This is a genomic window from Rhizobium herbae, assembly GCF_017873135.1.
GTDB lineage: Bacteria > Pseudomonadota > Alphaproteobacteria > Rhizobiales > Rhizobiaceae > Pararhizobium > Pararhizobium herbae.
In genome coordinates this window covers 489793-502438 of sequence record NZ_JAGGJV010000002.1, presented here as the reverse complement: position 1 = coordinate 502438, position 12646 = coordinate 489793, and the positions used below count along the sequence as shown (strand labels likewise).

Here is a 12646-nt window from a genome sequence, read left to right as displayed (position 1 = left end):
CGCTGCACTTCTGCGTTTAAGTTACATTATCAACGCGGAGGAATTCGAGATGACTGATCGTGGACCAACAGTTATCAATACAGGTCGCAGCAGCACCGCCGGATGGGCGGTTGCCGTGATTCTGGCGCTTGTCGTCATCGGCGGGTTGCTGATGTTTACCGGCGTTATCAACATCAACGGCGGTGGCGGCACCGAAGTCAACGTCAACGTGCCGGCTGTCGAGACCCCATCAACGGACAAGCCTGCGACGGACACGCCAGCAACAGGCACCCCGGCAACGGGTACGCCTGCAACAGGCACGACGACCACCCCGTAGGTGCAAGTCTGACGGGCAAACGCCCTTGATGCTAAAGCAACGGCGCCCTTGCGGCGCCGTTGCCATGTCGAGGTCTCAGAGCCGCGCGAGGCGTTCCGTCAAAAGGTCGAAGAAACCCTGGTCGTCGACTTCGCGCATGACCCTGGCATTGTGCTTGCGCTGCGTTACCTGCCACCAGTCGACGACAGTCATTCCGACCGTCAGTTCGGACTTGGTCTCGATCTCGACATTGCAGTCGCGGCCCTTGAACAACTCCGGGCGCAATAGATAGGCGATGACCGTCGGATCATGCAGCGGACCGCCATCGCTGCCGTATTTCTCGACATCGAACCGCTCGAAGAATTCCAGCATCTCGGCCATGGCGACCGCAGCCGGCGAGCCGATCGCCTTGATCTTTTCCACACGCGCCTTGTAGGTCAGGACCCGGTGGGTGACGTCGAGCGGCATCATGACGATCGGGATGCCGGACTTGAAGACGATGTCGGCCGCATCCGGATCGACATAGATATTGAATTCTGCGGCCGGCGTGATGTTGCCGCCCTCGAAGAAGCCACCGCCCATCATCACCAGTTCGCGAATGCGCGGGGCGATCTCCGGCGCCTTGTTCAGTGCCAGCGCGATATTGGTCAGCGCACCCAGCGTGCACAGCGTGACGGTGCCGGGCTCGTGCGACAGCAGCGTCTCGATGATGAAATCGACGGCGTGCTGCGCCTGCAGCGGCATGGTCGGCTCCTCGACCACGGGGCCATCGAGGCCGGTCTTGCCGTGCACATGTTCCGCCGTCACCAGCTGGCGGACGAGCGGCCGGTCGGCACCGGCAAATACCTTGACGTCGCGGCGATTGCACAGCTCGCAGATCACCCGGACATTGCGGGACGTCAGGGCCACCGGGACATTGCCCGCCACGGCCGTGATGCCGAGTACGTCGAGTTCGCCGGGGCTGCCGAGGGCAAGCATGATCGCGGCGGCGTCGTCCTGCCCCGGGTCGGTATCGATGATAATTTTTCTCGGCACAGCCATGCGGTCTTCCTCTCAAATCAGCGAGCGGACTATGATTTGCCTCTTGGCCCGGCGCAAGCGCCTTGCGCTTGCTACGCACAGCTACCATATTGAGGCTCGCGGATGCTGCCTCGCAGGTCCGTAAAAACGGTCGCTTGAAAGCCAAGGACTACGATATGACCCGGATCACGCCTTTTACGAGCCCGCTTCTGCTTGGTTTCGACGCGATGGAAAAGACCCTTGAGCGCATTGCCAAGGGCAATGACGGCTACCCTCCCTACAATATCGAGCGCATCCACGGGGACGATTCGTCCGGCGAGCCGGAGCGCCTGCGAATCACATTGGCCGTTGCCGGCTTCTCGGACGATGATCTCGACGTGACGACCGAGGAAAACCAGCTGATCATCCGCGGCCGCCAGGCGGAAACCGGCGAACGCGACTATCTGCACCGCGGCATCGCGGCCCGCCAGTTCCAGCGCATGTTCGTTCTGGCCGACGGAATGCAGGTCTCGAAGGCGGAATTGAAGAACGGTTTGCTGTCCGTCGACCTGATCCGGCCGGAACCTGTCCGCATGGTAAAGAAAATTAATATTTTGGTCCCAGAGTAGGATAACCGGCAGCGTTTTGTCGGCTGCATCAAGCCCCGGCTCACCCCTATGGCCCTGAACTTCGTGCAGTGAATCAATGAGTTGCAGATTTCTCGCGTCTCCCGGACTGTGAATTCTGCAAAGCCACGGAGTACGACTCATGGGATTGAAACACGTCAGCTCACATCTGTCGAAAAACGATCTGGCGCATCTGGGCGCCGGCGAGGTTGGCTATATCCGCAAGATGCGTTCCGACGAAGTGTCGCGTGTCTTCCCGGAAGCCCCCGACATGGATCCCGATCTTGACCTATGGGCTCTGTTCGGCGCCGACGGCACGCCGATTCTTCTCACCGACAACCGCTCGAGCACCTTCTTCAAGGCTGCGGAAGACGACCTGCGGACTGTCAGCCTGCACTGAGCTGATTAAATTTTCGCGTTTCGGCCGTCAAATTCGCCGGAACGTCAGATAGGCGGACTTGCGCCCTTCCCGTCGTGCCTTGGCCTCGTAGCGCGTACTCGGCCAACCGGGATAGGGCGTCAGCCAGTCGCTCGCGTTTTCCGCAGTCCACTCGAACGCCGCGTGATCGCGGCAATGAACGAGTGTCCAATTGACATAGCTATCGATATCCGAGGCGAAGCAGAAGGTGCCGCCGGGTTTCAGCACATGTGCGAACCGATCGAGATTGACCGCCGAGACGAAGCGGCGCTTCCAGTGTTTCCGTTTCGGCCAGGGATCCGGATAGAGAAGATCGATCTGGTCGATCGATGCTTCCGGCAGCCAGTCGAGCACCTGCGTCGCATCGTCATCGTGAAGACGGATGTTTTCCGCGCCACGTTCCTCGATATGCCCCACCAGCTTTGCCATGGAATTGACGAAGGGTTCGACACCGATGAAGCCGGTCGCGGGGCTTTCGACGGCCCGATGGATCAGGTGCTCGCCGCCGCCGAAGCCGATCTCCAGCCTCACCCGATCGGCGGGATGCCTGAACAGCGTGCTGATATCCAAGGGTGCGGGTGCCGCAAGGTCGAGGCGGAGTACAGGCAGCACCGTTTCGAGATGCGTGGCCTGCAGCGCCCGCAAAGGCTTGCCCTTGCGGCGTCCGAAGAAGGCTTCGGTCGAGCGGTGACGAGGCTGATCGGTCATAGTGCGGTCTTTCACGATAAAAGCGGACGTCTCCGTCAGGAAACATCCGCTTTATAGTTTTATCAGTCGATCCGTAAAGAGCCGGATCAGGCCGCCTTCAGGGCTTCTTCTTTCAGAGCGTCCTTGAGCGGCTTGACCAAGTCGAGCTTTTCCCAGGAGAAGGAGCCGTCACGGCCGGCCTTGCGGCCGAAATGGCCGTAGGCCGAGGTCTTGGCGTAGATCGGCTTGTTGAGATCGAGGTGGCGGCGGATGCCCGATGGGGACAGGTCCATCGTCTTGCGGATCGCATCCTCGACCTGGTCTTCCGTTACCTTGCCGGTACCATGCAGATCGACGTAGATCGACAGCGGCTGGGCAACACCGATCGCGTAGGAAATCTGGATGGTGCAACGATCCGAAAGGCCTGCTGCGACGACGTTCTTGGCGAGATAACGGGCGGCATAGGCAGCCGAACGGTCGACCTTGGTCGTGTCCTTGCCGGAAAACGCGCCGCCGCCATGGGGAGCTGCGCCGCCATAGGTATCGACGATGATCTTGCGGCCGGTAAGGCCCGCATCGCCATCGGGACCGCCGATAACGAACTTGCCGGTCGGATTGATGTACCAGTTGCAGTCATCGGCAATGTGGATGTCGTGCAGCGCTTCGCGGATATAGGGCTCGACGACGGAGCGAACCTTGGCCGAATCCCAGCTCTCATCCAGATGCTGCGTGGAGAGCACGATGGAGGTGACTTCCTGCGGCTTGCCGTTGACATAGCGCACGGTCACCTGGCTCTTGGCGTCGGGGCCGAGCCTGCCGGCATCACCCTCTCCTGCCTTGCGGGCCGCCGCGAGCAGAGCGAGGATGCGGTGCGAGTAATAGATCGGCGCAGGCATCAGGTCGGCTGTCTCGCGGCAGGCATAGCCGAACATGATACCCTGGTCGCCAGCACCCTCGTCGCCCTGCTTGTCGGCGGCACTATCGACGCCTTGGGCGATATCGGCCGACTGCGGATGCAGGAGTACATCAATCTTTGCCGTCTTCCAGTGGAAACCGGCCTGTTCATAGCCGATTTCACGGATCGCCTTGCGGGCGGCGGCCTTGAACTTTGCCGGGTTGATCAGCGGATGGCCGGCGGCGTCCTTCAGGACGTTGCCTTCCTTGTCCTTCTTCAGCAGGGTGTCGGGCACCCGCACTTCTCCGGCGATCACGACCCGGTTGGTGGTCGCCAGCGTTTCGCAGGCGATGCGGACACCCCAGGGGTCAACGCCTGTTTTTGCAGCTTCACGATACACAAGATCAACAATTTCATCCGAGATCCGGTCACAGACCTTGTCCGGATGACCTTCTGCCACGGATTCACTCGTAAACAGGTAGTTTGCGCGCATGCGGGAAGTCCCCTCAAAGAAAAACTGCTTGAAACGTGTTAGTGATTTTGCCACGAAAAAACAAGCACACAAGGACATAAATATATCTTTATATGCGCAAGACGGGAACGCTTTTCCTGTCTTTTGATGCTTTAAAGTCGCATTTCACGGCAGATGGCCCGCCCTCGACACAAACGGCCGATTCATCGATCCCTGTATCAGGGCACAAAAAAAGCGGCACTATCCGGCCGCTTTTTTTCAGTTCCGCCTTATGCGTCAGCCTTATTCGGCTTCCGCTTCCGCTGCCAAAGCCTTGACAAGGTCCACCAGCTTGCGACGCACCTTGGGATCGCCGATCTTGACGAATGCGCGGTTGAGCTGAAGTCCTTCCGAAGACGACAGGAAGTCGACCACGTAGTTCGAGCTTGAGGCGTCTGCCGTGCCCGACAAACCGGTTGACGAATCGCCCGGTGCATCTTCGAAAAAGAAGGATACCGGAACATTCAAGATGCTTGAAATGTTCTGAAGACGGCTGGCGCCGACCCGGTTCGTTCCTTTTTCATATTTCTGGATCTGCTGAAAGGTGATGCCCAGGCTCTCTCCGAGCTTTTCCTGGCTCATGCCCAGCATGGTACGGCGAAGGCGAATCCGGCTGCCGACATGGATATCGATCGGGTTCGGCTTCTTCTTGTTTTCTATCATAACGGTTTCCTAATAAGCGAAGTTTCAGTTGCTCCATAACCTGGACACTTGCCGAGAGCTGACTACACGTAACGTTGTGTAACCGGGCGGAAACCCTCCGAACATAGGTGAAGATCTATGGTGATCGTCACTATGCAATTTTAGGGGTTTTTGGTCAATTCTCTCTCAAAATAAAACTAGCGCGGGAAATAACCGCAATGCCGAAGAGAAGACACGCCAGCAGCATTGCATTCCTTTCCTGCTCTTGAGGGCTCATCGGCAAAGCAAGCTTTCCCGGCAAAATTGTGTCCACGAATCCTCTTGTGCCGAACGGAAACCCGGTCACGACCTCGCCGCGCCCATTGACGATTGCCGATATGCCGGTGTTGGCGTCGCGGATCATCGGCAAGCCGGTTTCGACGGAACGAAGCCGCGCCTGCTGGAAATGCTGATAGGGGCCTGGCGTGTTGCCAAACCAGGCGTCGTTGGTGATATTGAGCAGCGCGTTTGCCGGCAGTGCTTCATTGCCGATCTCGCCCGGAAAAATCGCCTCGTAGCAGATCAACGGATAGAGCGTCTTGCCGCCCGGCAGCGTCAGCAGCGAGCGCGTCGCTGCCGTCGAGAACCCTCCCGGCATGGCGGCGGCGATCGCGTTCAGTCCCGCCGCCGACAAAAGGCTTTCCAGCGGCAGATACTCTCCGAAGGGAACGAGGTGCACCTTGTCGGAGGCGCCGACGATCTGGCCACGATCATCGATCACGTAGATCGAATTGTAATAGCGTGGCGGCTGACCTGCGCCGGTGTCCTCGGCCCGGACCGCACCGGCGATGAGGATCTGGCCATCCTCCAGCACATCGGAAATCCTCAGCAGCGCATCCGGATTTTCGGTCAGGATGAACGGCACGGCGGTTTCCGGCCAGACGACGATATCCGGCCTTTTGCCACCATCGGCTGCCGGCGCCTCCGTCAGCTTGAGGTGCTCCTCGAAGATCGACATCCTTTCGGCATCGTCGATCTTCTTGGACTGGTCGATCAGCGGCTGCACGAGGCGAATGGTGACGTTCGGATCGGGCTGTGGCGGCAGAGGCTGTGCCAGCCGATAAAATCCGTAGCCGAAATGGGCCGCGACCAACAGCACCGCGATGCTCATCCCCGGACGCAAGCCCTTGCGCGTTCCGATGAGTGCCGGTGCAGCGAAAACGAAGACGGCAAGCAGATTGACGCCGGCAAGACCGATCACGGCGGCCGACTGCATCATCAGTGGTACCGGCATGGCGGTATAGCCGATCGCGTTCCAGGGAAAGCCGGTGAGGACAAAGCTGCGCAGCCACTCGAACAGGCCGAAGGCGAAGGCAAGTGCCGCGATACGGCCCATTCCGTCCGACCAGAGGATACGTGCGACCGCCGTTGCAAACGCGTAAAAGAAGGCGAGGAACGCAGGCACGCCAATCACCGCCAGCGGCAGCGCCCAGGCGAAATCGTCGGCTTCGACGAGAAGCGCGTTGCCAAGCCACCAAAGGCCGCCCAGGAAATAGCCAAAGCCGAAACACCAGCCGATGAAGAAAGCGGGCAAGCTCCGCCTGATTGCGCCATGGTCCGGATCGCCCGATGCGCCATCAATCAGCCAGACGAGAACCGGGAAGGACAGGAACGGTGCTGCGAAAATGCCGAAAGGCGGCAAAGCGAGAACGGCGATCAATCCGGCAGCAAAAGCGACAAGCGCCCGGCGGGCTCCTGACAACAGCATGATCCTGCCTGCAAGCCACTCCATTCAGTCCCCCCCAATCGGCGCAAACGGCCATCCGGCGAGGCGCAAAGACCATCCATCCGAATCAACGTGCCGGCAGTGTTCCAAAAAAGTGGCGGCTTGTCGTGCCCTGAAACGGCGTTTGCGCGCAAAGAGCGAACGGCTTATCCGGTTTCGCGCAGGGATTTTTCAGATGGAGCGAGAGGATTGGCTTCAAGTGACACGTCCTCGTCGCCCTTCACCAGGCGGCGGCGAGCCGGCGGGCGTTTGCGGACAATCCGAACGCGCTTTACCCGGCGCGGATCGGCATCCAGAACCTGGAATTCGAAGCCGGGTATGGCCTGAACGACTTCACCACGGGCCGGGATGCGACCGAGTGCGGCAAAGACCAGGCCACCAAGCGTATCGACATCCTCGAGCTGCTCGCGGACGTCGAAATCCGGACCGATCGCCGCGGCGATCTCCTCCAGTTCGACGCGTGCATCCGCCACGAAAACGTCATCGGAGGTCTTGGCGAACATGACCTCTTCGTCGTCATGCTCGTCCTCGATATCGCCAACCACCATTTCGACGATGTCCTCGAGCGAAGCGAGGCCATCGGTGCCGCCGTACTCGTCGATCACCAGCGCCATCTGGATGCGCGCGGCCTGCATGCGCTGCATCAGGTCGGATGCATGCATGGACGGCGGCACGAACAGGACCTGGCGGATGATGCCCGCCTCTTCCACGGTCTTGGACAAATCGATACGGCTCAGATCGAAGCTTGGCTTGGGCTGGCGCGTCGGCTTCTCCGGCTTTTCGGCCGTGGCGGCCGGCGTGCTGGCAGTAGCACGACTGCCGCTGCGCCGCTTGTTGCGGGCCTGCTTGGTGACATAGGAAAGCAGATCGCGGATGTGGACCATGCCACGCGGGTCATCAAGGCTCTCGCTATAGACCGGCATGCGCGAGCGGCCGGATTCCTCGAAGATCACCATCAGCTCGCCAATGGTGATAGACAGATCCACGGCCTCGATATCGGCACGCGGAACCATCACGTCCTCGACGCGAACTTCACGGAAACGGAGGATATTGTTGAGCATCGCGCGCTCGGCAGGCGAAAAGGCAGTATCGCCTTCCGCGCCACCGGTCATCAGCGCATCGGCAAGATCTTCACGCAGGCTGGAGCTGCTGCTGGCGCGCCAGATCCGGGCTGCACGGCTCCAGAAGGAGGAACCGGATTTACCGTTCTCAGGTTTTGCAGCGGTGCCACTACTGCCCGCCTCGTCTTGACTGGAGGCTTCCGCCTCGTCTCTGACAGCCGGGGCCGGCTGTGCTCTAAAATCGCTCATTGTTCCAAACTATCAAACGGGATCGCTGTCCCCATAGGGATCAGATAGCCCAAGACCGGCTAAAATGCGAGTCTCAAGGTTCTCCATTCTTTCCGCATCGCTCTCATCAAGGTGATCATAACCGAAAAGATGCAGAAATCCATGGACCAGAAGATGGGTGAAATGCGCGTCGAACGGCTTGCCGAGGTCGTCAGCCTCCCGCACCAGCGTCTCATGGGCAAGGATGATATCGCCAAGCATCGGACCCGGCATCTTGCCCGGTGTTAACGGAAAGGCCGGGAAAGACAGGACGTTCGTCGGTTTGTCCTGGCTGCGCCACTCGGCATTAATGGCACGGATCGAGGCATCGTCGGTAAAGACCAGCGACAGTTCGGTCGGCATTTTTGGGAATGGCTGCTTTTCTTCACGTTGAAGAAAAGCAGCGCTCGCACCAAGAACGCGCTCGCTCAATTTCTGAAGCTCGGGCTCGGAAGGCCATGGGCCTTCTTCGACGCTGATCTGGACATCAAGGATGGTCATATTGGCTACGACCGCCTTCAGCGGTCGCCCTGCTCGCTTTCGTCATGCACGGCAGTCGTTGCCTCGTAGGCCCGGACGATACGGGCGACCATCGGATGGCGGACCACGTCCACGTCCTTGAAGCGGACGACGGAAACACCTTCGACACCCTTGAGGATCTGCAAGGCTTCGACCAGACCCGATTTGACGCCGCGCGGCAGGTCGATCTGACTTGGGTCACCGGTAACGATCATCCGACCGTTTTCGCCGAGACGGGTCAGGAACATCTTCATCTGCATCGCGGTGGTATTCTGCGCCTCATCAAGGATGACGGCGGCATTGGCCAGCGTCCGGCCGCGCATGAAGGCGAGCGGCGCGATTTCGATGACGCCGGCGGTGATGGCCCGCTCGACCTTGTCGCCGGGCATCATGTCGTAGAGCGCGTCATAGAGTGGCCGGAGATAAGGATCGACCTTGTCCTTCATGTCGCCGGGCAGGAAGCCGAGCCGTTCGCCGGCCTCGACGGCGGGGCGCGAAAGCACGATGCGATCGACGGCGCCACGCTCCAGAAGCTGGGCTGCATGGGCGACCGCGAGATAGGTCTTGCCGGTACCGGCGGGACCGACGCCGAAGACCAGCTCGGAACGCTCCAGCGCGCGCATATAGGCGTCCTGAGTCGGCGTGCGGGCGGCAACGGTCTTCTTGCGGGTGGAAATCTGGGCGAGGTTCAGCTTGGCTTTCTTTTCCATGGTCGGCAGCTGCAGCTGATCATCCGCGGCAACGGCCATGCGGATTGCGCCCTCGACATCGGAGACCTCGACGGTGCTGCCGTTCTGCAGACGACCGTAGAGATAATCGAGCGCCCGACGGGCCTGATTGGTGGCAACGACTTCACCCGAAATGGAAACGGAATTGCCGCGCGGACGTGCATCGACGTGCAACCGCTGTTCGATCAATTTGAGGTTCTGGTCGAACTGACCGAAAAGCTCGCTGGCGAACCGGTTGTTCTCGAATGTGAGCACGAAGTGATTGACGTCTGTCGCGGATGTTTTCGACTGGCGCGGCGAGGATGAAACCAATTCGTGTCCGTTCAAGCGGTCAGGCTCCTTCAGTTGGCGGTCCCTTAGCTTACCACCTCGGCAAACAGACTGTTAGGGCCCGCACCAGTGATTCGTACAGATACAATGTCACCGATTTGCGATGACTTTGCATCAACATTCACCGACTGCAGCCAGGGCGAGCGACCGATCAGCTGCCCCGGCATGCGGCCGGGCTTCTCCAGAAGCAGATCGATGGTCTTGCCGATGCAGGCCTGAGCGAATGCATTCTGCTGGGACAGCAGCAAAGCCTGCAATCTTTCCAAGCGCTTGGCCTTCACGTCTTCCGGCACCTGATCTTCGAGATCAGCACCAGGCGTTCCCGGACGGGTGGAATATTTGAAGGAAAATGCCTGTGCATAACCGACCGTCTCGACGAGGCGCAGCGTGTCCTCGAAATCCTCGTCGGTCTCGCCGGGGAAACCGACGATGAAGTCGCCCGACAAAGCAAGGTCAGGGCGTGCCGCCTTGATGCGGGCAATCAGCGCGATGTACTCGGCCGTCGTATGGCGCCGGTTCATCGCTTTCAGGATACGGTTCGAGCCCGACTGGATCGGCAGATGCAGATAGGGCATCAGCTGCTTGAGGTCGCGATGCGCCGCAATCAGGCTGTCGTCCATGTCGCGCGGGTGGCTGGTCGTGTAGCGCAGGCGGGCAAGGCCTTCAATCTTCGTCAGGCGGTGGAGCAGCTCGCCGAGGCCCCACTTTTCGTCATCCGGACCCGCGCCATGCCAGGCGTTGACGTTCTGGCCGAGCAGGGTGATTTCGCGCACGCCGGCATCCACCAGCTTCTGTGCTTCGGCAACGATCTGGGCGACCGGGCGTGAGACTTCCGAGCCGCGCGTATAGGGCACGACGCAGAAGGTGCAGAACTTGTCGCAGCCTTCCTGGACGGTGAGGAAGGCGGTGACGCCACGCGCCCTGGTCTTTGCCTTGTCGGGAGCCGGCAGATGCTCGAACTTGTCTTCGACGGCGTAGTCGGTCTCCAGCACCCGCTCGCCGCGCTGGACGCGCTTCAGGGCTTCCGGTAGCCGGTGATAGGTCTGCGGGCCGATGACGAGATCGACGGCAGGCGCACGGCGCAGGATCTCGTCACCTTCGGCCTGGGCGACGCAGCCGGCGACGCCGATCATCATCTCGCGGCCTTCGCTTGCCTTTTTCTTTTTCAGGTCGCGCAAACGCCCGAGCGCCGAATAGACTTTTTCGGCCGCCTTCTCGCGGATATGACAAGTGTTCAACAGGACCAGATCTGCGTCTTCGATCACGTCGGTGGAGACATAGCCGTCTTTCGCCAGCGCGTCCGTCATCCGATCGGAATCGTAAACGTTCATCTGACAGCCGTAGGTCTTCACGAAGACCTTGCGAACGGCTGGGCTTTCGACAGCCATTTCAGGCTTTGTGGATAAAACGGCGATTTCCTGTGTCATGCCCGGTTCCATAGAGCATAGAGGGCCAAAATTGAAGCCCCTTCCATTGCATCAACGCCCGCGCAGCTTGAGTGCCAGCATCGAACGGATGCTCTTCTCCACCTGGCGGCTGACGACCTTGCGGTTGCTTTCCGCCGTATAGGTGATCTGTTCGCCATAGATGACGTCCACATCCACGGCCCCTTCATAGAGGATACCGAGGAGATGCGGCGCCAGCGCGATATCGCCGGGCCAGGCAGCGACGGGCCGATGGTAACGGCCCATCGGCATCCCATGAATGCCTGTATAGGCGATGGCGACGGGCTGAACGTGGACGGCACCTGTCGGAGACATCGGCACGGCGGCAGCGGCGGCGCCGAACAGCGAGGTCTTCATTTCCAGCAGCCGGTTGCCGTCCGATGTCGTGCCTTCGGGAAACAGCACGACAATCTCGCCGTCGGCCAGCCGCCTGCCGATCTCGTTGACCTGGTTGCCTGTGGTGCGCTTCTGGTCGCGCTCGATGAAGATCGTTGCCTGCAGGCGCGCCAGAAGGCCGAAGACCGGCCAGGCCTTGACGTCGGACTTGGCGACGAAGACCACATCGGCAATCGAGCCGAGGACGAGGATATCCTTCCAGCTGGCATGGTTGGAGACCAGCATCAGCGGCCGCTGACGGTCCGGCGTGCCATGGACGCGAACGCGGATGCCGACGAGACGGCAGGCCATGCGGTGCCAGAGGCGGGGAAGCGTGCGGCGCGGCGGCATGTCGAGCCAGAGAAAAACGATCTGCGCCGGCGCCATGACGAGCGTGGCGACAAGCAGAACGGTCATGCAGAGCGTGACACGCGCCCAATTGATCACGCGTGATTTCCCGGCATGGCAACCGACGTCAATCGGCGCGATGCCGCGTCTCGTCCATCTTGATACCAGAATGTCTTGTTGGCATGGCGGCGCAAGTGCGTCCCTCTTTCAAAGCCAATACGGCTAGCCAAGATCGAGGCGCATGACAAGGGCAGCCGTTTTGGCCCCGTTAACACCTTGATAATAGGCGCGTCTTTCGCCGACTTTGACAAAACCGAGTTTTTGGTAGAGTGCGACGGCAGCAATGTTGGTTTCGTCGACCTCAAGGAAAACCGCTTCGGCGGCCCGATCGCGTGCTGCGCGCAGTGCTGCCCGCATCAGCCGCCAGCCGAGACCCATGCGGGAAAACCGCGGATCGACGCCGATCGTCAGGATTTCAGCTTCGCCGGCTGCAACGCGGGAGAGGACGAAGCCGCCGACCAGCGGTTGCGTGATAAACGGTCGCGTATAGGCATTGCTCTGACGGGCGATAAAGCCGAAAACGGTATCCTGGATCAGCAACGAATGCAGTTCCCCGTCGCTCCAGGAGGGCGTGAAGCGCAATTGGTGGATGGCAGCCGCCCGCGGCAGGTCATCCGTTTCCAGAGCGAAGATTTCGAATTCGGGCTTGCGAACGAAATAATCAGTCAGCGACAT

14 protein-coding genes are annotated in these 12646 nt (G+C 60.2%); 3 read left to right on the top strand and 11 right to left on the bottom strand.

The window, feature by feature from the left end; genetic code table 11:
* The first annotated feature begins 49 nt into the window (after positions 1-49).
* A complete protein-coding gene (locus J2Z75_RS07725) occupies positions 50-316 on the top strand; it encodes a hypothetical protein (protein ID WP_209850053.1) in 267 nt (88 codons plus the stop codon).
* A gap of 75 nt (positions 317-391) precedes the next feature.
* On the opposite strand, the gene J2Z75_RS07720 is transcribed toward J2Z75_RS07725, so the two are convergent.
* Positions 392-1336 (bottom strand): nucleoside hydrolase, encoded by a 945-nt coding sequence (locus tag J2Z75_RS07720; protein WP_209850051.1) that lies wholly within the window; start codon positions 1334-1336, stop codon positions 392-394.
* Positions 1337-1491: 155 nt separating this feature from the next.
* Here J2Z75_RS07720 and J2Z75_RS07715 point away from each other — a divergent pair, with 155 nt between their 5' ends.
* Both J2Z75_RS07715 and J2Z75_RS07710 read left to right on the top strand, forming a co-directional pair.
* Positions 1492-1923: an Hsp20 family protein gene (locus J2Z75_RS07715; RefSeq protein WP_209850048.1), complete on the top strand. Its 432-nt coding sequence runs from the start codon at positions 1492-1494 to the stop codon at positions 1921-1923.
* Positions 1924-2062: 139 nt separating this feature from the next.
* Positions 2063-2320 carry a BQ00720 family protein gene (locus J2Z75_RS07710; RefSeq protein WP_037157201.1) on the top strand — a complete coding sequence of 86 codons (258 nt, stop codon included), beginning with the start codon at positions 2063-2065 and terminating at the stop codon, positions 2318-2320.
* Positions 2321-2347: 27 nt separating this feature from the next.
* Here J2Z75_RS07710 and trmB read toward each other — a convergent pair whose 3' ends face one another.
* The 10 genes from trmB to J2Z75_RS07660 all read right to left on the bottom strand — a co-directional run bounded on the left by trmB (position 2348) and on the right by J2Z75_RS07660 (position 12646).
* Positions 2348-3046: a tRNA (guanine(46)-N(7))-methyltransferase TrmB gene (trmB, locus tag J2Z75_RS07705; protein WP_209850045.1), complete on the bottom strand. Its 699-nt coding sequence runs from the start codon at positions 3044-3046 to the stop codon at positions 2348-2350.
* Between the two features lie 86 nt (positions 3047-3132).
* Positions 3133-4413, bottom strand: a complete 1281-nt coding sequence (gene metK / locus J2Z75_RS07700; protein WP_209850041.1) for a methionine adenosyltransferase — start codon at positions 4411-4413, stop codon at positions 3133-3135.
* Positions 4414-4674: 261 nt separating this feature from the next.
* Complete coding sequence (locus tag J2Z75_RS07695) at positions 4675-5094, bottom strand: helix-turn-helix domain-containing protein (protein WP_209850038.1); 420 nt, start codon at positions 5092-5094, stop codon at positions 4675-4677.
* 154 nt (positions 5095-5248) lie between these two features.
* Positions 5249-6844, bottom strand: a complete 1596-nt coding sequence (lnt, locus tag J2Z75_RS07690) for an apolipoprotein N-acyltransferase (RefSeq protein WP_209850035.1) — start codon at positions 6842-6844, stop codon at positions 5249-5251.
* Positions 6845-6984: 140 nt separating this feature from the next.
* Positions 6985-8148 (bottom strand): hemolysin family protein, encoded by a 1164-nt coding sequence (locus J2Z75_RS07685; protein ID WP_209850032.1) that lies wholly within the window; start codon positions 8146-8148, stop codon positions 6985-6987.
* Between the two features lie 12 nt (positions 8149-8160).
* Positions 8161-8667, bottom strand: coding sequence for an rRNA maturation RNase YbeY (ybeY, locus tag J2Z75_RS07680; protein WP_209850028.1), 507 nt, complete (start codon positions 8665-8667; stop codon positions 8161-8163).
* Positions 8668-8684: 17 nt separating this feature from the next.
* On the bottom strand, positions 8685-9740 hold the full coding sequence (locus J2Z75_RS07675) for a PhoH family protein (protein WP_209850025.1): 1056 nt from the start codon (positions 9738-9740) through the stop codon (positions 8685-8687).
* 29 nt (positions 9741-9769) lie between these two features.
* A complete protein-coding gene (gene miaB / locus J2Z75_RS07670) occupies positions 9770-11170 on the bottom strand; it encodes a tRNA (N6-isopentenyl adenosine(37)-C2)-methylthiotransferase MiaB (protein WP_209850023.1) in 1401 nt (466 codons plus the stop codon).
* A gap of 51 nt (positions 11171-11221) precedes the next feature.
* On the bottom strand, positions 11222-12010 hold the full coding sequence (locus J2Z75_RS07665; RefSeq protein WP_209850019.1) for a lysophospholipid acyltransferase family protein: 789 nt from the start codon (positions 12008-12010) through the stop codon (positions 11222-11224).
* Between the two features lie 123 nt (positions 12011-12133).
* The gene (locus J2Z75_RS07660) at positions 12134-12646 is read right to left on the bottom strand and encodes a GNAT family N-acetyltransferase (protein WP_209850016.1); all 513 of its coding nucleotides are present in this window, start codon (positions 12644-12646) and stop codon (positions 12134-12136) included.